20 protein-coding genes are annotated in these 19,902 nt (G+C 73.3%); 10 read left to right on the forward strand and 10 right to left on the reverse strand.

Annotation, left to right across the window (positions count from 1 at the left end):
• Positions 1-3: 3 nt before the first annotated feature.
• From msrA to IE330_RS13525, 3 genes are all read left to right on the forward strand, one after another.
• Positions 4-711, forward strand: a complete 708-nt coding sequence (gene msrA / locus IE330_RS13515; protein ID WP_190136211.1) for a peptide-methionine (S)-S-oxide reductase MsrA — start codon at positions 4-6, stop codon at positions 709-711.
• A gap of 65 nt (positions 712-776) precedes the next feature.
• Positions 777-1,739: an HNH endonuclease signature motif containing protein gene (locus tag IE330_RS39655; protein WP_190136212.1), complete on the forward strand. Its 963-nt coding sequence runs from the start codon at positions 777-779 to the stop codon at positions 1,737-1,739.
• A gap of 126 nt (positions 1,740-1,865) precedes the next feature.
• Positions 1,866-2,672, forward strand: a complete 807-nt coding sequence (locus IE330_RS13525) for an alpha/beta fold hydrolase (protein WP_190136213.1) — start codon at positions 1,866-1,868, stop codon at positions 2,670-2,672.
• Between the two features lie 201 nt (positions 2,673-2,873).
• Here IE330_RS13525 and IE330_RS13530 read toward each other — a convergent pair whose 3' ends face one another.
• Both IE330_RS13530 and IE330_RS13535 read right to left on the reverse strand, forming a co-directional pair.
• Entirely contained in the window at positions 2,874-3,263 is a 390-nt protein-coding gene (locus tag IE330_RS13530) for a VOC family protein (RefSeq protein ID WP_190136214.1), read from the reverse strand.
• 247 nt (positions 3,264-3,510) lie between these two features.
• Entirely contained in the window at positions 3,511-4,653 is a 1,143-nt protein-coding gene (locus tag IE330_RS13535; protein WP_190136215.1) for an NAD(P)-dependent alcohol dehydrogenase, read from the reverse strand.
• A 118-nt stretch (positions 4,654-4,771) separates the two neighbouring features.
• On the opposite strand from IE330_RS13535, the gene IE330_RS13540 reads away from it, so the two are divergent.
• Complete coding sequence (locus tag IE330_RS13540) at positions 4,772-5,671, forward strand: helix-turn-helix domain-containing protein (RefSeq protein ID WP_190136216.1); 900 nt, start codon at positions 4,772-4,774, stop codon at positions 5,669-5,671.
• Between the two features lie 22 nt (positions 5,672-5,693).
• Here the strand turns inward: IE330_RS13540 and IE330_RS13545 are convergent, their stop codons facing one another.
• Complete coding sequence (locus tag IE330_RS13545; RefSeq protein WP_229925621.1) at positions 5,694-6,086, reverse strand: winged helix-turn-helix transcriptional regulator; 393 nt, start codon at positions 6,084-6,086, stop codon at positions 5,694-5,696.
• Between the two features lie 25 nt (positions 6,087-6,111).
• On the opposite strand from IE330_RS13545, the gene IE330_RS13550 reads away from it, so the two are divergent.
• Positions 6,112-6,558 (forward strand): YybH family protein, encoded by a 447-nt coding sequence (locus IE330_RS13550; protein WP_190136218.1) that lies wholly within the window; start codon positions 6,112-6,114, stop codon positions 6,556-6,558.
• A 52-nt stretch (positions 6,559-6,610) separates the two neighbouring features.
• On the opposite strand, the gene IE330_RS13555 is transcribed toward IE330_RS13550, so the two are convergent.
• The 3 genes from IE330_RS13555 to IE330_RS13565 form a co-directional block, all read right to left on the reverse strand.
• Positions 6,611-9,985 carry a S8 family peptidase gene (locus IE330_RS13555; protein ID WP_373314637.1) on the reverse strand — a complete coding sequence of 1,125 codons (3,375 nt, stop codon included), beginning with the start codon at positions 9,983-9,985 and terminating at the stop codon, positions 6,611-6,613.
• Between the two features lie 271 nt (positions 9,986-10,256).
• Complete coding sequence (locus IE330_RS13560) at positions 10,257-11,501, reverse strand: L,D-transpeptidase (RefSeq protein WP_190136219.1); 1,245 nt, start codon at positions 11,499-11,501, stop codon at positions 10,257-10,259.
• Between the two features lie 241 nt (positions 11,502-11,742).
• The gene (locus tag IE330_RS13565) at positions 11,743-12,078 is read right to left on the reverse strand and encodes a hypothetical protein (RefSeq protein WP_190136220.1); all 336 of its coding nucleotides are present in this window, start codon (positions 12,076-12,078) and stop codon (positions 11,743-11,745) included.
• A gap of 124 nt (positions 12,079-12,202) precedes the next feature.
• Between IE330_RS13565 and IE330_RS13570 the strand changes: the two genes are divergently transcribed.
• Positions 12,203-12,466, forward strand: coding sequence for a hypothetical protein (locus IE330_RS13570; protein ID WP_190136221.1), 264 nt, complete (start codon positions 12,203-12,205; stop codon positions 12,464-12,466).
• 25 nt (positions 12,467-12,491) lie between these two features.
• Here the strand turns inward: IE330_RS13570 and IE330_RS13575 are convergent, their stop codons facing one another.
• Positions 12,492-12,956: an ATP-binding protein gene (locus tag IE330_RS13575; protein WP_190136222.1), complete on the reverse strand. Its 465-nt coding sequence runs from the start codon at positions 12,954-12,956 to the stop codon at positions 12,492-12,494.
• Positions 12,957-13,135: 179 nt separating this feature from the next.
• Between IE330_RS13575 and IE330_RS13580 the strand changes: the two genes are divergently transcribed.
• The 4 genes from IE330_RS13580 (at position 13,136) to IE330_RS13590 (ending at position 16,121) form a co-directional block, all read left to right on the forward strand.
• Positions 13,136-13,990, forward strand: a complete 855-nt coding sequence (locus IE330_RS13580; RefSeq protein ID WP_190136223.1) for a DUF5753 domain-containing protein — start codon at positions 13,136-13,138, stop codon at positions 13,988-13,990.
• A 9-nt stretch (positions 13,991-13,999) separates the two neighbouring features.
• Positions 14,000-14,194, forward strand: coding sequence for a DUF397 domain-containing protein (locus IE330_RS13585; RefSeq protein WP_190136224.1), 195 nt, complete (start codon positions 14,000-14,002; stop codon positions 14,192-14,194).
• Between the two features lie 9 nt (positions 14,195-14,203).
• On the forward strand, positions 14,204-14,380 hold the full coding sequence (locus IE330_RS39880) for an AQJ64_40280 family protein (protein WP_308439003.1): 177 nt from the start codon (positions 14,204-14,206) through the stop codon (positions 14,378-14,380).
• 193 nt (positions 14,381-14,573) lie between these two features.
• A complete protein-coding gene (locus IE330_RS13590; RefSeq protein ID WP_190136225.1) occupies positions 14,574-16,121 on the forward strand; it encodes an APC family permease in 1,548 nt (515 codons plus the stop codon).
• A 36-nt stretch (positions 16,122-16,157) separates the two neighbouring features.
• Here IE330_RS13590 and hutH read toward each other — a convergent pair whose 3' ends face one another.
• The 3 genes from hutH to IE330_RS13605 form a co-directional block, all read right to left on the reverse strand.
• On the reverse strand, positions 16,158-17,705 hold the full coding sequence (hutH, locus tag IE330_RS13595; protein ID WP_190136243.1) for a histidine ammonia-lyase: 1,548 nt from the start codon (positions 17,703-17,705) through the stop codon (positions 16,158-16,160).
• A gap of 127 nt (positions 17,706-17,832) precedes the next feature.
• On the reverse strand, positions 17,833-18,972 hold the full coding sequence (locus IE330_RS13600) for a GGDEF domain-containing protein (RefSeq protein WP_190136226.1): 1,140 nt from the start codon (positions 18,970-18,972) through the stop codon (positions 17,833-17,835).
• 91 nt (positions 18,973-19,063) lie between these two features.
• Positions 19,064-19,858 (reverse strand): enoyl-CoA hydratase/isomerase family protein, encoded by a 795-nt coding sequence (locus tag IE330_RS13605; protein ID WP_190136227.1) that lies wholly within the window; start codon positions 19,856-19,858, stop codon positions 19,064-19,066.
• Positions 19,859-19,902: the final 44 nt, after the last annotated feature.

Consider the following 19,902-nt stretch of genomic DNA (forward strand, 5'->3'; position numbering starts at 1 on the left):
CCGATGATCTTCGGCCGCACGCCCGTGCTCCCGACCCCCGAGGAGGCCCTGAAGGGCCGCGAGACCCCCGAGTTCGAGGTCCCCTCCCGCCACACGGTCCTCGGCACCGCCCTCCAGGGCCCCTACCCCGAGGGCCTGGAGGTGGCGGACTTCGCCCTGGGCTGCTTCTGGGGCGCGGAGCGCAAGTTCTGGCAGACCGACGGCGTCTGGACGACCCTCGTCGGCTACCAGGGCGGCTACACCCCGAACCCCTCCTACGAGGAGGTGTGCTCCGGCCTCACCGGCCACGCCGAAGTGGTCCGCGTCGTCTTCGACCCCGCCAAGGTCACGTACGCCCAGCTCCTGAAGGTCTTCTGGGAGTCGCACAACCCCACCCAGGGCTTCCGCCAGGGCAACGACGTGGGCACCCAGTACCGCTCCGCGATCTACACCCACACCCCCGTCCAGGAGGCCGCGGCCGCCGCGTCCCGCGACGCCTACCAGCAGGTCCTCACGGCCGCGGGCCACGGCACGATCACCACGGAGCTGCTCCCGGCCGACGGCCGCCCCTTCTGGCCCGCCGAGCCCTACCACCAGCAGTACCTGGACAAGAACCCCGACGGCTACTGCGGCATCGGCGGCACGGGCGCAACGCTCGACGCCCCGTCGGAGACCAACTGGGGCCGAGCCTGCCCGACGGGCATCGCGCCCGCGCCGGAAGCCACCTCGTAGGGCTGCCGGACCCCGCCCGGCAGCCGCCCCGGGCGCTGTCGGCGGGGGCTTCTATCGTGGGCACCGTGGCATCGAGCGCCCTCACCCCCGTCACCACCGACGGTCTCGTCGACCGCGTCGGCACGCTGCGCGTGGCCCACGCCCCGACCGGCCCCCGGCTCTACCAGCCCATCACGCTGCTGTGGGCGGTGGGGCGGGCCTTCCGCGGCGAGCCGCGCACCCTCCCCTGGGAGGAGACGCGGGCCGCGCTCGGCCGACTCCTCACGCGGCACGGGCTGCGCGGCGAGCGGGCCCGCCCCGACTACCCCGTCCTGGCCCTGCACAACGCCGGCCTGTGGACGCTCCACGGCTCCGGCGGCGCGGCCCCGCCCGCCCACGGCGACGCGGAGCTGCGCCGCTGGTGCGCCGCGCACCGCCCGGTGAGCGGCCTCGCCGAGCCCGTCCACGCGCTCCTGCGGACGTCCGGCGAGGCGCGCGTCGCGGTCATCCAGGCCCTCGTCGGCCGGTTCTACGACGGCCTCGACGAAACGCCGCTCTTGGAGGACCTCGGTCTGTACGACGCGGCGGTAGCCGACGACGGCAACCGGGTCGAGAGCAGGCCCCGGGCCCGGCCCGCGACCCCGCCCGGTACGGGCGCCCTCGTCACGGCCGCGCAGTACGAGCGGTGGTGCGCCCTCGCCGAGCGGCGCGAGGAGTCCGCGCGCGGGCGGCGGCGGGCGCACCTCTCCGAGGACCCCATACGCTCGGCGGCGGCCCGCCGCGCGGTGCTCATCCGCAGCGGGGGCCGGTGCGAGAGCCCCGGCTGCGCCGGTCAGCCGGACGACGTGACGGACAGGGGCGATCCGATACTGGAGGTCGACCACGTCCTGGAGCTCACGCGGGGCGGCCGTGACCACCCGGGCCAGATGATCGCCCTCTGCCCCAACTGCCACGCCGTCAAGACCCGTGGCAGCACGCGCGAAGAGCTGCGCGCCGTCTTCCGGACCGTGGCACGCGAGCGGCACCTGGCTCACCTGCGACGCCGCTGACCCCCGGGCCCCCGAGCCCCCACCACGGCCCGTACCCCGACGCCCCAGTCCTCCCCACCGCGACCGACGCCCGCCGCCCCCACGCCCCGACGCCCCGACGCCCCGACGCCCCGGAAGAGAGTGCCCATGCCCCACGCCCACGCCCCCGACGGCACCCCCCTGTACTACGAAGTGCGCGGTTCCGGTGCGCCGTTGGTGTTGCTCAGTGGGCAGGCCAACAGTCGGCGGTGGTGGGATCCCGTCGTGGCGGACTTCGCTCGTGTCTTTCGGGTGGTGACCCTGGACTGGCGGGGGACGGGTGAGAGCGGGCGGCCCGACACCGACTCGTACAGCACGCGGGGGTTCGCCGCGGACGTGGCGGCCGTGCTGGCGGACGCCGGGATCGGGCGGGCGCACGTGTACGGGACGTCGATGGGCGGGCGCGTCGCGCAGTGGTTCGCCGCCGAGCGGCCCGCGAGCGTGGCCCGGCTCGTGCTCGGGTGCACCTCGCCGGGCGCCCCGCACGGCGTGGAGCGCGGGCCCGAGGTGCGCCGGGCGCTCGCCCAGCCCGATCAGGACGCCGCGGCGCGGGCGCTGCGGGAGCTGATGTACACCCCCGCGTGGCTGGCGGCGCAGGAGGCCGCCGGGCGCGAGGAGTTCGCCACGCTGGGCGACCCGTCGATGCCCGGGCACGCCAGGCGGCGCCATCTGCGGGCCAGCGCCCGGCACGACGCGTGGGACGCGCTGCCGCGGATCGAGGCGCCGACGCTCGTGGTGCACGGGAGCGACGACGCCTTCAACCCGGCGGCCAACGCCCCGCTGCTCGCGGAGCGGATACCGGACGCCCGGGTGCGGATGATCCCGGGCGCGCGGCACGCCTACTTCGAGGAGTTCGCGGAGGTGGCGACGCCGCTGGTGGTGGAGTTCCTCCAGCGGGAGGAGGAGGACGAGTAGTCCCGAGCGCACTCGCCCCGGCCGCCGTCCCCCGCGAACCGCCCCGGACGCGCCCGCGGATCTCCCCGCGTCGCGCCCCGGTCACGCGTACCGGGTCGGCGAGGCTCCGGCCTCCCGGTCATCGGGCCGCCGGGCCGCACGACCACCGGGGCCGCCGGGCCGCCCCAGGCCACCCGGCCACCCGGCCACCCGGCCACCGCATTACTCGTCCCCGGCCCCGTACGGCCTGGTGATGATCTCCAGGTTGTGCCCGTCCGGGTCCTCCCAGTAGACGCCGCGGCCGCCGTCGTTGGTGTTGATCTCGCCCGGACGCCGGTGGTACGGGTCCGCCCAGTAGCTCAGGCCCCGCTCCTCGATGCGGCCGAAGATCGTGTCGAACTCGTCCTCGGAGACCAGGAACGCGTAGTGCTGCGGCACGAACGGCTGGCCGTCGCCCTCGTAGAAGTCGAGCGTCACCCCGTTGGGGATCGTCACGGGGATGAACGGGCCGTACTGGTCGCCGACTTCGAGTCCCAGGAGGTCGGCGAGGAACTGCGCGGACGCCTTCTTGTCGGTGGCGTGGACGATGGTGTGGTTCAGCTCGATGGTCATCGTGCGGACCTCCTCCGGTGCCCGGCCTGCCAGGCCTGTTGTCTGTACGAGCTGTGCGTCGACGCCACCGACGCTACGGCCGGGCCGGGGCCGCCACATCCGTCACCGGGTCCGGAGCCGGTGCGCCCTTGGGTTTAGGGCTCCGGACCCAGACGGTTTCCGGCCAGTCACCGCCCCGCCCGGGCCGCCCGCGCGAAGGGGCGGCCCCCCGCGGAGAGCCGCCCCTTGCCGTCGTGCGCCGAAGGGCTCAGATCGTCGCCGTGTCGATCACGAAGCGGTAGCGCACGTCGCTGCGCAGCACCCGCTCGTACGCCTCGTTGATCTGGTCGGCGCGGATCAGCTCGATGTCCGCGCCGAGGCCGTGCGCGGCACAGAAGTCCAGCATCTCCTGGGTCTCGCGGATGCCGCCGATGGCGGAGCCCGCGAGGGTCTTGCGCCGCAGCATGAGCGAGAAGACGTTCAGCGAGACGGGCTCCTCGGGGGCGCCCACGTTCACGAGCGCGCCGTCCGTCCGCAGCAGCCCCAGGTACTTGTCGAACGGCAGCGGCGCCGACACCGTGGAGACGATCAGGTCGAAGGCGCCCGCGAGCTGCTCGAAGGTGGCCTCGTCGCTGGTCGCGTAGTAGTGGTCGGCGCCCAGCCGGAGCCCGTCGTCCTTCTTGCGCAGGGACTGCGACAGGACGGTCACCTCGGCGCCCATCGCGTGCGCGATCTTGACGGCCATGTGGCCGAGGCCGCCGAGCCCGACGACCGCGACCTTCTTGCCGGGACCGGCGTTCCAGTGCGCGAGCGGGGAGTACGTGGTGATGCCCGCGCACAGCAGCGGCGCGGCCACGTCCAGGGACAGGCCGTCGGGGATGCGCAGCGTGAAGGCCTCGTCGACGACGATCTGGGTGGCGTAGCCGCCGTAGGTGGGCTCGCCGTTCTTGTCGAGCGCGTTGTACGTCTGGATGTTGCCGCGCTCGCAGTACTGCTCCAGGCCCGCCTCGCAGGCCTCGCACGTGCGGCAGGAGTCGACCATGCAGCCGACGCCGACGCGGTCGCCGACCGCGAACTTCGTGACGCCGGGGCCGACCTCGGCGACGACGCCCGCGATCTCGTGGCCGGGAACCATCGGGAAGATGCCCTCGCCCCAGCCGTCCCGGGCCTGGTGGATGTCGGAGTGACAGATTCCGGCGTACTTGATGTCGATCAGGACGTCGTGCTCGCCGACGGCGCGGCGCGGCACGGTCGTGCGCTCCAGCGGCGCGGAGGCCGCGGGGGCGGCGTACGCGGGGACGTGCCGGACCCCGGCGGAGGCGGCCGGGGCGGAAGCGGCCGGGGCGGAAGCGGCCGGGGCGGAAGCGGCCGGGGCGGAGGCGGCGGTGGTGTGCGTGGTCTCTGCGGTCATGCTGTCGAGGCTGTCAGCGGCGCCCGGGGACACCCAGCCCTCCGCTGTGCCTACGCACGGCGTGCGTACCACTGGTGGTGGCAGGCTCGGGGACCGCCGAGCCTGAATACTGGACGGCATGGAAGACAACGCCGCCGCCCCGGAAGGCATCGACCGCCGTGCCGAGCTGAGCGAGTTCCTGCGCACCCGCAGGGCCCGCCTCCAGCCGCAGGACGTCGGCCTGACCGCCTACGGCAGGCAGCGGCGGGTGCCCGGCCTGCGCCGCGAGGAGCTGGCGCAGCTCGCCGGGGTGTCGGTGGCGTACTACACGCGCCTGGAGCAGGGGAACGGGCGCAACGTCTCGGCGGAGGTCCTGGACTCCATCGCGCGGGCCCTGCGGCTGAGCAGCGCGGAGCACGCGCACCTCACGCACCTCGCCAAGCCCACGGCGCACAAGAAGCGGCGGAGCGCGCCGGCGCAGCAGCTCCGGCCCGCCGTGCAGCAGCTCCTGGACGCGATGGACGCCGTCCCGGCGTACGTCGGCGGGCGCCGCTCCGACATCCTCGGCTGGAACCGCATGGCCACCGCGGTGTTCGGCGACTGGGGCGCGCTGCCGCGCGAGGAGCGGAACTGGGCCCGGCTCGTCTTCCTCGACCCGGCCACGCGGGAGCTGTTCGCGGACACGTGGGACCAGAAGGCGTCGGACATGGTCAGCTTCCTGCGGATGGACGCGGGCTGCTACCCGAACGACCCCCGCCTCTCGGCGCTGGTCGGCGAGCTCTCCGTGAAGAGCGAGACCTTCCGCCGGCTGTGGGCCGCCCACGACGTGCGGGAGAAGGGCCACGGCGTCAAGCGCCTGCGCCATCCGCTGGTGGGCGAGCTGACCCTGTCGTACGAGACCCTGCGCCTCGCCGACGACAGCGAGCAGTTCCTGGTCACGTACCACGCGGAGCCCGGCACCCCGTCGGCCGAGTCCCTGCGCCTGCTGGCGAGCTGGACCGCCGACGCGCCCGTGCCGCGCGACGACCGGGTCTCCTAGGCGGTGCGCGAGGGCCCGCCCCTCAGGGCGCCGCGGCCCCCCAGTCCCACAGGGCCTGGAGCACCGGCCCCAGCTCCCTGCCGCGCGCGGTGAGCCGGTAGGTGACCGTGGCCGGCCGGCCGCGGGTGCGGGTGCGCAGGACCACCCCGGCGGCGGCCAGGTGCGCGAGGCGGTCGCTGAGCACCTTGTCGGACAGCTCCGGGAGGCGGGCGGCCAGTTCGCTGTACGTGTACGGGTCCCCGGCGAGCAGTTCGCGCACCACCAGCGTGGTCCAGCGGCCCCGCAGCGCGGCCAGGGCGACCTCCACGGGGCAGTCGGGACGCGGCGCGGTGACCCGGGCCCGCGGGTCGTCCGGGAGCCCGGGGAGCGGGGCGCACCCGTCCGGACCCGGCTTGCTTACCGTTCGGTGAGCCACGAGGGCGCCTCCTACCGTTGCGCGCATGAGCGACACGAGCGAGTCCAGCACCCCCATCCTGCCCCCGCGCGGCCAGGGCCCGGCCGCCCTGCCGAGCCGCCCCGAGGACGTGCCCGCCGCCTTCGCCGCCCGCTTCAACAGCGGTGACCCGGAGGCGGTCGCCGCGCTGTACGAGCCGCGCGCGGCCTTCGTGCCCGCCTCGGGCGCCCCCGTGCGCGGCGCGGCCGCGATCGCCGCGCAGAACGCGCCGTTCCTGGCCCTCGGCCTGCCCATCGCCGTCCGCACCCGGCACGTGCACGTCGCCGGGGACGGCGACATCGCGCTGCTCGTCGTGGACTGGGAGATCGGCGACGTGCGCGCCACCGCCACCGACGTGGCGCGACGCGGCGCCGACGGGTACTGGCGATACGTGATCGACAGCCCGTTCGGCGCCGCGCCCCGGAACGACCGGCTCACGCCCTCAGGAACCTGAGCGCGTCACTTGCCGTGGTACAGGTCACGTGCCGCGGCACGCGCCGCACGCGTCACTTGCCGTAGTACGCGTTGTAGATCGACAGCGTCGACTTGTTGCCCTTCTTGTCGGTGACCTTGGCGTGGAAGGAGATGCCCTTGCCCGCGGCCGGGTTCTTCACCGAGATCTTGCCGTTCCGCACGTCCACGGGCTTCCAGTTGCGCCCGTAGTCGTAGCTGATCCAGACGGCGAGGGACTTGAGGTTGTCCCCGGCCGCCGCGCCCTGCACCGTCACCGGGATGGACTGCTTCTTGTCCGCGGGCGCGCGGCTGTCCAGGCCGACGGCCGCGTTGAAGCGCACCCCGGAGGCGGGCAGCTTGGTGAGCGCGGTGGTCTTCTTCGACCGGAAGGTGTAGCTCGCGTCGATCCGCGTGGAGGCCGCGGCCACCCCGACGCTGCGCCTGACCGACGTGGAGAGCTGGTACTGGGCGTCCCCGGCCGGCACCTTGAACGCCTCCTCGCCGGTCAGCGGGTCGGTGTTCTCGTCGTACTGCGTGCCGTTGTGCTTCAGGGTGGTCTTCACCGAGGTGTACAGCGAGCCGCCCGCGTGCGTCTGGCCGTCGGCGAACAGCGGCAGGTAGCCGGTGATCTCGTTGCCCTTGCGGAAGACGCCGAAGTCGCCGCCGAGCCGCGGCCCGAAGACGGCGGTGTTGAAGGTCTTGCGGTACGTCTTCTCCGCGGCGAAGGTCTGCGGCGCGCCGAGCGTGTACGTGGCCTCGGAGGCCGGGGCCCCGTCCTCTCCGACGGCCCCCTGCTGCTCGAACTCCAGGCCCCACTTCACCTTGTCACCCGTGGACAGGTGCAGGGTGCGGGTGCCGGGCGCCTTCTGCGGAACGCCGAGCGCGAAGCCGCTGAGGCCGCCGGGGAGCACGCCGTTCGCGACGACCACGCCCTTCTTCCCGCTCGACGAGGCGCCGAGGCCGACCTTCACCGTGGCGAGGTCGGACTCCTTGTAGTGCTGGGTGAAGCCGGTGGCGAAGCGGGTGACCTTGCCGCCGGGCAGGACGTCGTACTCGTCCTTCGCGCCCCGCGTCCAGTGCGTGCCCCAGAGCTGGTGCAGCGAGCCGTCGGTGACCTTCGGGCCCAGGTGCGCGGTGCGGAACCCCTGGTAGGAGGGGAGGAGCCAGCCCACGCCCGCCTCGACGGCGTCGTTGGAGACCACCCACACCGGGGCCGCGAGCTCGAACGTCGCGTCGGCGGCCGGCACCGTGATGTCCACCGGCTTCGCCGTCCTCGCGTCGACCGTCAGCGTGGTGTCCTTGGTGACGTTCAGCTTCGGCTGGACGACCCAGTCGATGCCCTTGGCGGCGTCCGCGGGGTCGGCGAAGATGCCGGCGTCGAGGACGTAACCGCCCTTGGGGACGCGGACCTTGGCGGTGCCGGACGGGTCGTAGACGTTGATGTCCCGGTCGGCCGTGTCCTTGGTGACGCCGTACAGGGAGGTGCCGTAGTACTTCGCCGGCTGCCCGTCGCGGCCGATGTGCTTGACCGTCACGTCGTACGACTCGACCTCGCGGTCCACCGCGGCGGCGGTGCGCACGCTCTGGCCGCCGCCGGTCGCCGTGACGTACGCGGAGTACGCGCCGTCGAGGCTCCCGCCCAGCCGGGTGTCACTGGTCAGGTCCACGGCGGCGGTGCCGCCCGCGGGCACGGTGACCTTCTTGGCGGCGAGCGTGAAGAAGCCCGCGGGCGCGGGGGCGCCCTTGGGGCCGGTGGCCTTGAGCGCCAGGTCGAGGGTGACGTCGGCGCTGCCGAGGTTCCGGTACGTCAGCTTCTTGGTGACGGGCTTGTCGTCGGTGTGCGGCCACGCCTGCGTGCCGAAGCTCACCGACACCGGGTCCGCGATCACGCTCTGCTTGATCGCCCGGTCCACCGCGATCCGGCCCGAACCCTGCTGGAACGGCGTGTACGCGCCGCCCTTGGTGGACGCCGTCAGGGCGCCCTTCAGCTCGGCGTACGTCCACGTCGGGTGCTGCTGCTTGAGCAGCGCGGCGGCGCCCGCGACGTGCGGGGTCGCCATCGACGTGCCGGAGATCGTCAGATAGCCCTCGGGCTTCTGGCCGACCTCCTTCTCGATGTCGCTGCCGGGCGCCGCGGCCGCGGTGATGTCCACGCCCGGGGCGGTGACGTCCGGCTTGATCGCGCCGTCGCCGATCCGCGGGCCCTGGCTGGAGAACGGCGCGAGCTTGTCCTTGTCGTCGACCGCGCCGACGGTCAGGGCCTTGTCCGCGCTGCCGGGCGAGCCGACCGAGGCGGGCGCCCCGTCGTTGCCCGCGGCGATCGCGAAGAGGATGCCCTTGTCCTCGGAGACCTTGTCGACCGCGGCCTCCAGCGGGTCCACGCCGGGCGTGTCGCCGCCGCCGAGGCTCAGGTTCACCACGTCGGCACCCTGGGCGGCCGCCCACTCGATGCCCGCGATGATGCCGGAGTCGTCGCCGGAGCCGTCGTCGCCGAGGACCTTGCCGTTGAGGATCTTCGCGCCCGGGGCGACGCCCTTGTACGCGCCGTTCTTGGCGCCCGTACCGGCGGCGGTGGAGGCGACGTGGGTGCCGTGGCCGACGCGGTCCTTGGCGTCCGGGGACGGGGTGAAGTCCTCCTCGGCGACGACCTGGTCCTTGAGGTCCGGGTGGGTGGCGTCCACGCCGGTGTCCAGGACGGCGATCTTCACGCCCTTGCCGTCGTACCCGGCCTGCCAGGCCTTGGGGGCGCCGATCTGCTGCACGCTCTTGTCGAGCGTGGCCTTGCGGGTCCCGTCGAGCCAGACCCGGCCGATGCCGGACGCGGTGGTGCGGTCCGCGCCCCGCTCGGCGGTCAGCGCCTCCCACAGCTTCGCCGCGTCCCGCTGCGGGGTCCGGACGGCGTCCGCGTTGAGCGTCTTCAGGGTCCTGCGCACCTCGGTGCCGCCCGCGTCGCGGACCTCGGCCTTCGCCCCGGCGGCGGCGCCCCGGTAGGCGACGATGACCTTCAGGCCCTTCTTCTGGGCCTGGCGGGTGCTCTTCCCGCTCAGCTCGGTGAGGTCGAAGAGGCGCTGGTCGAGCTTGCCGTCGGCTATCAGGCGGCGCGCGTCGGCCGGGACGAGGAACGTGTGCCCGTCCCTGCGGCTGGTCTGCACGGGGATGTGCTCGCGCCCCTTCGCCGGGTCGAACGCGGTGACGCGCCCGGTGGCGTCCACCGTGACCCGGTCCCCCGTGAGGAGCGTGAGGTGGTGACGTACCGGCGCCACGGCGCCGTCGCGACCGGTCGCGGTGGCGGAGCCGGACCCCGCGTGGGCCGGGCCGCCGGCCTGGGCCGGGCTGGTCATCCCCGCCGTCAGGGCCACCGCCGCCTCGGCGGCGGCGGTGGCCGCCCCCGCACGCCGCGCGGTGACCGGTCTTGCTGCTTTCTTCACTTGTCTGAGCAAGTTTCCCCCTCAAGGTGAAAGCTCTGAGTCACGCAGTATGTCGAGGGGGACGATATCCGTTCAACTATGGGGCAGGAGCAATTAGTTGAGGTTGTTGGCCGGGACCCCACGGTTCCGCAACACCCCGGACACGGGACGGGGGACGCCGGTCAGGCCCCGGACGCGGGACGGGGGGGCACCGGCCAGGCCCCGGACGCGGGACGGGCCCGCACCCCGGGTGGGGTGCGGGCCCGTGCGCGGGGACCGTGGGGCGGGGGGGTCAGACGGCGGAGCCGGCCTTCCACTCCGCCCAGCTCATGTTCCAGCCGTTGAGGCCGTTGTCCGGGGCGATGGTCTTGTCGCCGGTGTTGCGGACGTCCACGACGTCACCGGTGATCGAGTTGCGGAAGAACCAGGAGCCCGGGGTCGACTTGTCGTTCGCGCCCTTGGTGTCCTTCAGGCCGATGCAGCCGTGGCTGGTGTTCACGTTGCCGAAGATCGACGACGCGCCCCAGTAGTTGCCGTGGATGAAGGTGCCGGAGCTGGACAGGCGCATGGCGTGCGGCACGTCCTTGATGTCGTACTCGCCCTTGCCGTCGTCGTCCGTGAAGCCGACCGTGGCGCCGTTCATCCGGGTCTCCTTGAACTTCTCGGAGATCACCATCTTGCCGTTGTAGGTCTTGTTGTCCGGCGAGCCGGCCGAGATCGGGATCGTCCTGACGACCTTGCCGTCGCGCATGACCTTCATCTGCTTGGTCTTGGCGTCCACCACGGACACCTGGTTGCGGCCGATCGTGAACCGCACCGTCTTCTGCTGTACGCCGTACACGCCGTCGGCGCCCTCGACGCCGTCCAGGGCCAGCTTCAGCGTGACGGTGGAGTTGCCCTTCCAGTAGTCCTTCGGGCGGAAGTCCAGGCGCTGGTTGCCGAACCAGTGGCCGACGACCTCCTGGCCGCTGCTGGAGTTCACCGTGATGTGCGACTGCACGGCCTTCTTGTCCGTGATCGCCTTGTCGAAGGAGATCGACACCGGCATGCCCACGCCCACCGTGGAGCCGTTCTCCGGCGTGAAGCTGCCGATGAAGCTGTTGGCCTTCGAGACGGTGGTGAACGAGGAGTTCTCGTGCGCCTTGCGGCCCTCGGAGTCCGCCGCCGTCACGCTGATCTTGTACCGGGTGGCGCGCTCGAGCTGCGTGCTGGGCTTCCAGCTCTTCTTGTCCGCGGATATCCTGCCCGCGACCGCGGCGCCGTCCTCGCCCGTCATCACGACCTTCGTGAGCGTGCCGTCGCTCACGGACACCTTGGCGTCGTTGTTGATGCCCGCGTTGCCGGAGCCGTTCTTCGGCGCGATCTCGATCTTGGCGGCCGAGGTCTTCTCCGCCGCCGCCTCGTCGACCTGGTTCTGCGACTCCTTGCCGCCGGAGCCGTCCTTGCCGTCGTCACCGCTACAGGCGGAGAGCACGAGCACCCCGCCGACCAGGGCGGACACGGCCATCAGACCCCTGCGCCGCTTACTGTCCGTCATTCCACGCATCTCCATCGTTGCCGAATACCCAAGAAAGTCCGAGGGTCCCCGTAGTCCCGCCTAACGCTGTGCCCGTCCGCCCCGTTCCAAATCCACCCACAGTGTGGGGAACACCACGTCCGGTGGTGCGGGCGGGGCGCCACGCGCCACCCCGGAGACGGCGGAGCCCCGGACGGCAGCCGCCGTCCGGGGCTCCGGGTCCCGCGGCCCGTGACCGGTCCGCGCCGCCGCGCCGCCGTCCCTAGAGCTCCTCGCCGTCCTCGGCGTCATCATGCTCGTCCGGGTCCCACTCCGGCGAATCGGGGTCGTAGTCGATCACCTCGCTGCTCCAGGACGCCTGCGCGAGTTCGATCCCGGGCAACTCCTTGACCAGGTCGTACGGGTCCACGAGGTAGGCGAGCGCCTCCGCGGCGTCCCCCTTGACGGCGGCCTCGGCGTGCTGCCGCTCGTCCTCGGGCAGGTGCGGGTCGTCGGCGAGGTGCTTGAGGGCGGCCTCACCCAGGCGGCCGGAGCCGTCCACCTCCACGACCAATTCGGTACGCAGCCGGACAAACCGTGATGTCTCGTTCATGCTCATGCGACGGAGGGTACGACCATGCGCGGGCTCGACTTCCGCGCGACCCGCGCCTTTCATTAGCATCGCCCCATTGGCATCGCCCAAGCGGCCAATTCGCCCGCACCACAAGGGGGATCCGCATCCCGTGACCGCACGTCGCACCCTGTTCACCGCAGCCACAGCCGGGGCCCTGCTGAGCGCCCTGTGGTTCGTCCCCTCCGCGAAGGCGGCCCCGTCGCCGGAGCAGCGCCACGCCGCCGCGACGCAGGCCGCCGACCGTGAGGACCGCCTCGCCGACTCGGGTGGCGTCGACACCACGCCGTACGTGGTCGGGGGCACGGCGTCCCTGGGGCTGGGAGCGGGGTTCCTCGCGTACGGGGTGAGACGCGAGCGCGTGGCGCTCCGCTAGGGCCGCGCGGTACCGGGCCCGGGGCCTACGCCGCCACCGCCCACCCGCCGCCGGAGGGCCGGGCCGTCAGCTCGAACCACAGCAGCTTGCCGTCGCCCACGGGGTGCCCGCCCCACGCGTACGCGTAGTGACAGACGAGGAAGAGGCCCCGCCCGCCGTCGGCCTCGGCGTCCGGCGTACGCGGCCCCGCGTCGAAGGGCGCCGGAAGGTACGGGTCGGTGTCCCACACCCCGACCCGCAGCCGCCGCCCTCCGCCCACCTCCGCCACCCGCAGCAGGAAGCTGCCCGCGCTGTGCCGGTAGGCGTTGGTGACCAGCTCGGAGGTGAGCAGCTCCGCGGTGTCCAGGACGGCGGGCAGGTCGTGCGCGACCAGCACGGAGCGCAGCGTGCCCCGGGCGACGCGGGGCGACCGGGGGTCGCGGGGCAGATGGAGGGTGTACGACCACGCCGGGGCGGACGTCGGGGGTTCGGTCGGGGATACGGTGGCCATCGTCGGCTCCTGGGTGAGAGGGGCGTGCCGCTGGGCGCTCTTCAGGCTTGCCCGCGCGGCCAGTTGAGGGATATCCCCACCGTAGGGGAGCCGCTGTGATACTTGTTACCGAACCGGCAATACCCTTCACATTTACCTCGTGTGAGTGACGTGAGAGCCACCAAGGGAAGAGAGCACACGTGCCGCCCAGCACCAGCCCCACGCTGCGGCAGCGGCGCCTGGGCAGTGAATTGCGCAAGCTGCGCCAGCAGGCAGGACTGACGGCCACCGCCGCGGCCGCCCTGCTGGGCGTCAACCAGGCGCAGATCAGCAGCATCGAAGCAGGCCGTTACCCCGTCAGCGCCGACCGCGTCCGTTCGTTCGCCCGCAGCTACGACTGCGCGGACGAAGCGCTCGTCGACGCCTTGGCCGCGATGACCGGCGGCCGCACACGCGGCTGGTGGGACGAGTATCAGGGCCTTCCGCTGCCTGCCGGACTCAACGACGTGGCAGAACTGGAGCATCACGCAAGCGGGCTGCGCGTCGCGCTGGTCACCCACATCCCCGCGCTGCTGCAGACGACGGATTACGCACGTGCGCTGTTCCAGGAAGTCGTGCCGCCCCTGCGGCAGTACGAGGTGGAGCACCGCCTCAGCCACCGCATCAAGCGACAGGGGGTCCTCCACCAGGACTCACCACCGTCCTATACGGCAATCGTTCACGAGACAGCACTCCGCATCGGATTCGGCGGGCCCACGGTCACCCGAGCCCAGTTGCGTCACCTCCTGGAGATGAGCGAACTCCCCAACGTCACCTTCCGCGTGATCCCCTTCGGTCAGGCCTCCTTCCCCGGCTCCGGCCAGTCCGTGGACTACGTCATGGGGCCTGTTCCGCAACTCGACACCGTGCTGCTGGACACGCATCATGGCTCCGAATTCCTGGACTCGGAGCCGGAGCTGGCCGCGTACAGGTCCTTGCTGAGCCGCCTAGAAAGCGCCAGCCTCTCGCCCGCTGCCTCACGCGACCTGATGCGCGGCCTGACACGAGACACCTGAGAGGGAACCATGCACCGCCACATCTGGCAGAAGTCATCCTTCAGCGGCAACGCCAACAACTGTCTCTGCGTGGCGGCCACTTCCGACGGGAGGGTTCACCTCCGGGAAAGCGACGATCCCGGTGTCATCCTCACCACCGGGGTTGACCAGTTCCAGGCCCTTCTCGGTGCGCTGCGGCAGCAGTCTGCCGGTGGGCGGCGGTGAACAGCTCACGTGACCTGGGTTGATGCCCGCGAGAGGCTGCCGCGGGACGGTATGGCGGTGGCAGCGGCGGTCACGGGGCGGTACCCGGCCCACAGCGATGGGCCCGAGGGTGCGTTGGGGGAGGAGTTCTGGCTGGTGCGGCCGATGTACTTCACGCGGCGGGTTTCTCGCGGCGGTTCGCCCTGACGTGGGGGGGGGGGGGGGGGGGGGGGGGGGGGGGGGGTCGCCCGGCCGGGCCCCCCCCCCCCCCCCCCGCACCTGCTCCCGCTCTGGATAGAACGCTCGTTCCAGTCCGAGTTGTCGTCAGCCCGCCCGCCCAACTCCCCAGCAGACGCGCGGGACTCTGGCGCTCCCCCGGCGTCCGGGCGACCATGAGCGGATGAGTGCAGGGTCCACCGAACACTCGACCCCGTCCGACGGGCGCGGATTCGTGCGGCGTATCGGGCCGTTCCAGGCCACTGCCCTGAACATGAGCCAGATGTGCGGCATCGGGCCGTTCGTGACGATTCCGCTGATGGTGGCCGCGTTCGGGGGGCCGCAGGCCGTCATCGGGTTCGTCGCGGGGGCGCTGCTCGCGCTCTGCGACGGACTGGTGTGGGCGGAGCTGAGCGCGGCCATGCCGGGCTCGGGCGGCAGTTACGTGTATCTGCGGCAGGCGTTCCAGTACCGCACGGGGCGCCTGATGCCGTTCCTGTTCGTGTGGACGGCGATGCTGTTCATCCCCGTCGGGATGTCCACGGGCATCGTCGGGTTCGTGCAGTACCTGGGGTACCTGGCGCCCGGCATGGGGCAGACCACCGGCGACCTGATCGGCCTCGGCGTCATCGCGCTCGTGGTCGCGCTGCTGTGGCGCGGCATCGAGCACATCGCGCGGATCACGGCCGTGATGTGGGTCGTGATGGTCGCCTCCGTCGGGTGCGTCGTCGTCGCCTCGCTCACGCACTTCGACGCGGACATGGCGTTCACGTACCCGGCGGGCGCCTTCGCGGTGACGGGCCACCACTTCTGGATCGGCTTCGCGGGCGGCCTGACCATCGGCATCTACGACTACCTCGGCTACAACACCGCCGCGTACCTGGGGGCGGAGGTCAAGGACCCCGGGCGCACCCTGCCCCGCGCGATCGTCTTCTCGATCCTCGGCATCATGACGATCTACCTGCTGCTCCAGATCGGCACGCTCGGCGTGATCGACTGGCACCGCATGACGGACCCGGACGACGTGGCCTCGACGTCCGTGGCGTCGGCGGTCCTGGAGGAGACCTGGGGCAAGGGCGCCGCGGACACCGTGACCGTGCTCATCCTGGTCACCGCGTTCGCGTCCGTCTTCGCGGGCCTGCTCGGCGGCTCCCGCGTCCCCTACGACGCGGCCCGCGACCGCGTCTTCTTCCGCCCGTACGCGCGGCTGCACCCGCGGCACCGCTTCCCGGTGCTCGGGCTCGCGACGATGGGCGTGGTGACGTCCGCGGGCTTCCTGCTCGGCCGCCACACCGACCTGGCGACCCTGATCCAGCTCCTGACCGCGGTGATGGTCCTGGTCCAGGCCCTGGCGCAGATCCTCGCGCTGACGGTGCTGCGCCGCCGCAGGCCCGCGCTGCGGCGCCCGTACCGCATGTGGCTGTACCCGCTGCCCAGCCTCGTCGCGCTCGTCGGCTGGCTCGTCATCTACGGGTACGCGAACGAGAACTCCCCGGGCCGCCACCCCATCGAGTGGTCGCTGGCCTGGGTCGCGCTCGGGTGCGTGGCGTTCCTGGTGTGGGCACGCCGGGAGAAGGTGTGGCCGTTCGGGCCGAAGGAGATCCGGGAGGACTTCCCCGACGACGGCCCGGAGGAGGGCCCGGAGGAGGGCCCCGACGACGGCCCCGGCGACGGCCGGTCGGCGGGCGGGGGCCCGGCCCCGGGTGAACCGGAGCCGGTGCCGGAGCCGTGACCGGGCCGAGGGACCGAGGGACCGAAGGGCCGGTGCTCAGGCCAGCGGGCCCGTGACCGGCTCCACGGCCGCGACGAGCCGCCCCTCGCGGACGAACGCCTCGGCCGCCGCCAGGTCCGGCGCCAGGAAGCGGTCCGGGCCGGGGCCCTGGACGCCCGCCTTGCGGACCGCCTCGATGACGGCACGGCTCGCGGGCGCCGGGGTGAGCGCCGGGTCCTGGGCGCGCAGCTCGACCGCGCGCGTGGCCGCGTACAGTTCGACGGCGATGATCCGGGCGAGGTTGCCGACGGCCGTACGCAGCTTGCGGGCCGCGGACCAGCCCATGGAGACGTGGTCCTCCTGCATCGCGGAGGACGGGATGGAGTCGGCGGAGGCCGGCACGGCGAGCCGCTTCATCTCGCTGACCAGGGCGGCCTGCGTGTACTGGGCGATCATCAGGCCGGAGTCGACGCCCGGGTCGTCGGCGAGGAACGGCGGCAGGCCGTGCGAGCGGTTCTTGTCCAGGAGCCGGTCGGTGCGGCGCTCGGCGATGGAGCCGAGGTCGGCGGCGGCGACGGCGAGGAAGTCCAGGACGTACGCCACGGGCGCGCCGTGGAAGTTGCCGTTGGACTCCACGCGGCCGTCGGGCAGCACGACCGGGTTGTCGACGGCGGCGGCCAGCTCCCGCTCGGCGACCGTCCTGGCGTGCGCGAGCGTGTCCCGCCCGGCGCCCGCGACCTGCGGCGCGCACCGTACCGAGTACGCGTCCTGCACGCGCGGCGCGTCGTCCTGGTGGTGGCCGGTGAGGCCGGAACCGGCGAGCACGGCCAGCATGTTGGCGGCGGCGGCCGCCTGGCCCGGGTGCGGGCGGACGGCGTGCAGCTCGGGGGCGAGGACCTTGTCGGTGCCGAGCAGGGCCTCCAGGCTGAGGGCGGCGGTGACGTCGGCGGACTTGTAGAGCACGTCCAGGTCGGCGAGGGCCAGCACCAGCATGCCCAGCATGCCGTCGGTGCCGTTGAGCAGCGCGAGGCCCTCCTTCTCGCGCAGCTCGACCGGGGTGATGCCGTGCTCGGCGAGCAGCTCGGCGGCGGGCCTGACGGTGCCGTCGGGGCCCTCGGCCTCGCCCTCGCCCATGAGGGTCAGGGCGCAGTGGCTGAGCGGCGCGAGGTCGCCGGAGCAGCCGAGGGAGCCGTACTCGTGGACGACCGGGGTGATGCCCGCGTTCAGCACGTCGGCCATGGTCTGCGCGACCTGCGGGCGCACCCCGGTGTGGCCCGAGCAGACCGTCTTCAGGCGCAGGAACATCAGCGCGCGGACCACCTCGCGCTCGACGCGGGGGCCCATGCCCGCGGCGTGCGAGCGGACGATGTTCCGCTGGAGCTGCGCGCGCAGGTCGTGGCCGATGTGCCGGGTCGCGAGGGCGCCGAAGCCGGTCGAGACGCCGTACACCGGGTCGGGTTTGGCGGCGAGGGCGTCGACGATCTCGCGCGCCGCCGTCAGGGCGACGACGGCGTCGTCGCCGAGCTCGACGCGTGCGTCGTGCCGGGCGACGGCGACGACGTCCTGTGCGCTGGTACCGGACGTCCCTACGACCACAGTCTGCATATCCATATTCAGGAGCGTACGCACTGAATCGACCCGTGTCACTGGTCGGTCCCCGCCGGGCGGCTCCCCGGCGCTCCGCGCCTTGTCCTCAAACGCCGGACGGACTGGAACTTCCGTCCCGCCCCGGTCAACGACGGAAGCGGCGCCGTTCCCCCGGCCCCGGCGGGGGCGGGGAGTCCGCGAGGCGGACCACCGGGTCGTCCGCGCCCTCGCGGCCCGCCACCACCGGCGCCACCGCCCGCGCGGCCTTCGCGCGGTACTGCGCCGCGTCCGCGAGCCGGAACAGCCGCCGCGCGGAGCGGACCGGGCCGATCCGGTCCCCCGTGGAGGCGACCCCGCAGGCGACCCCGTCGCCCAGCTCCAACCGGGCCGCCCGCGCGCACAGTTCCTCGGCGACCCGGACCACCACGTCCGACGGCGGGCCGACCGAAAGCAGGCAGAACTCGTCGCCGCCCAGCCGCGCCGCGAGGGCGCCCGGCAGCATCGCGCCGCACAGCGAAAGCAGCGAGCCGAACCGCTCCAGGAGCCGGTCGCCGACCGCGTGCCCGAGCTGGTCGTTGACCTGCTTGAGGCCGTTCACGTCGCAGACCACGAGGCTGACGACGACGCCCTCCCTGCGGTGCCGCTCCACGGCCTCGTCCAGCCGTACGTCGACCGCGCGCCGGTTGGCGAGCCCGGTCAGGGAGTCGGTGAAGGCGAGGCGGCGCGCCTCCTCCAGGCGCTCGGTCTGGGCGACCCCGGCGGCGACCACGGACGCGAGGACCGTGGCGAAGTCCGCGTCGGCCCGGTCGAAGACCGGCGCGCCCACCGGCCGCGCCACGTACAGCTCGCCCCAGGCCCGCCCGCGCAGCACCACCGGCGCCACCACGCAGCAGCCGCGCCCGCGCCGGCGCAGCGCGGCCACCCGCTGGTGGCAGTAGCCCGCGCGCCCGTCGCCGCCGTGGCCCTCGGCCGTCTCCACCCAGGCGTACGGTTCGACGCCGCCCGACCAGCGCTCGTGCAGGAACTCGGTGATCTCCGGGAACTCGTGGACGGGATAGGCCTCGTCCCGGGGGAACTCCTCCTCCCCCGGCGCCCGCTCCCCCACGTTCGCGAGCACGCGCAGGCGCCCGCGCTCCCGCTCCCACACGGACAGCGCGGCGAAGCTCCCGGCGAGCCCCTGCCGGGCCCCCTGGGCGGCCGCCCGCCAGGACCCGCGCGGGCTGTGCGCGGCGGCCATCCCCTGCGCGAGCGCCACGACAGCGCGCAGCCGAGCGTCCTGTCCCATTGGAACAGGTTACGGACATTTCATACTTCTTGAGCAAATGGAGGCCGAGGTTCAGGAAGGCCCGGCGGGCAGGGGGGCGGGCAGGCGGGCCCTACTCCCCGGGCCACTCCGGCTTGCGCTTCTCGTTGAAGGCCGCCACGCCCTCGGCCCGGTCCCCGGAGAAGGCCACCGAGCGCCACGCCGCGTCCTCCACCTCCAGGCCGGTACGCAGGTCGAGCCCGTGGCCGAGGCGCAGGGCGCGCTTGGCGGCGCGCAGCCCGACGGGCGAGTTGGCCGCCATGCGCGCGGCGAGCGCGAGGGCCTCGTCGCGGTCCTCGCCCTCGCCCGCGACCAGGTCGACCAGGCCGAGATCGCGCGCCTCCGCGGCCTCCACCCGGCGCGCCGAGAAGATCAGCTCGGCGGCGCGGGCCGCGCCGACGCGCCGGGGCAGGAGCTGGGTGCCGCCCCCGCCGGGGATCACGCCCACGGACACCTCGGGCAGCCCGACCACGGCCGTCGCGTCGGCCACGATGACGTCGCAGGACAGCGCGAGCTCGAAGCCACCGCCGAGGGCGTAGCCGTGCACCGCGGCGATGGTCGGCATCGGCAGCTCCAGGACGCCGGTGTACGCGGCGCGCGCGACGGGGCGCTGGCGCACCAGCTCCGCGTCCGTGAGGGAGTTCCGCTCCTTGAGGTCGGCGCCGACGCAGAAGGCGCGCTCGTGCGTCGAGGTGAGCACGACCACCCGTACGTCCCGGTCCGCGGCGAGCGCGTCGCAGGCCTCGGCGATGGACCGGGCCATGCCGCTGGACACGGCGTTCATGGCCTTGGGCCGGTCCAGCGCGAGCTCCGCCACGTGACCGTGCCGGCGCACCCCCACGAACTCCCCGAACCGCTGCTCGCCCATGACCCCTCCAGACTCCCGGTTAACGACCGTTACCCCGCGATCAT

Origin of the sequence: Streptomyces longispororuber, from assembly GCF_014656095.1 — a bacterium.
GTDB classification, from domain to species: domain Bacteria; phylum Actinomycetota; class Actinomycetes; order Streptomycetales; family Streptomycetaceae; genus Streptomyces; species Streptomyces longispororuber.

Coding starts and splice junctions, on each gene's coding strand:
- msrA (WP_190136211.1), top strand. CDS start 4: ATGATCTTCGGCCGCACGCCCGTGCTCCCGACCCCCGAGGAGGCCCTG.
- IE330_RS13525 (WP_190136213.1), top strand. CDS start 1,866: ATGCCCCACGCCCACGCCCCCGACGGCACCCCCCTGTACTACGAAGTG.
- IE330_RS13530 (WP_190136214.1), bottom strand. CDS start 3,263: ATGACCATCGAGCTGAACCACACCATCGTCCACGCCACCGACAAGAAG.
- IE330_RS13535 (WP_190136215.1), bottom strand. CDS start 4,653: ATGACCGCAGAGACCACGCACACCACCGCCGCCTCCGCCCCGGCCGCT.
- IE330_RS13540 (WP_190136216.1), top strand. CDS start 4,772: ATGGAAGACAACGCCGCCGCCCCGGAAGGCATCGACCGCCGTGCCGAG.
- IE330_RS13550 (WP_190136218.1), top strand. CDS start 6,112: ATGAGCGACACGAGCGAGTCCAGCACCCCCATCCTGCCCCCGCGCGGC.
- IE330_RS13560 (WP_190136219.1), bottom strand. CDS start 11,501: ATGACGGACAGTAAGCGGCGCAGGGGTCTGATGGCCGTGTCCGCCCTG.
- IE330_RS13565 (WP_190136220.1), bottom strand. CDS start 12,078: ATGAGCATGAACGAGACATCACGGTTTGTCCGGCTGCGTACCGAATTG.
- IE330_RS13575 (WP_190136222.1), bottom strand. CDS start 12,956: ATGGCCACCGTATCCCCGACCGAACCCCCGACGTCCGCCCCGGCGTGG.
- IE330_RS13585 (WP_190136224.1), top strand. CDS start 14,000: ATGCACCGCCACATCTGGCAGAAGTCATCCTTCAGCGGCAACGCCAAC.
- IE330_RS13590 (WP_190136225.1), top strand. CDS start 14,574: ATGAGTGCAGGGTCCACCGAACACTCGACCCCGTCCGACGGGCGCGGA.
- hutH (WP_190136243.1), bottom strand. CDS start 17,705: ATGCAGACTGTGGTCGTAGGGACGTCCGGTACCAGCGCACAGGACGTC.
- IE330_RS13600 (WP_190136226.1), bottom strand. CDS start 18,972: ATGGGACAGGACGCTCGGCTGCGCGCTGTCGTGGCGCTCGCGCAGGGG.
- IE330_RS13605 (WP_190136227.1), bottom strand. CDS start 19,858: ATGGGCGAGCAGCGGTTCGGGGAGTTCGTGGGGGTGCGCCGGCACGGT.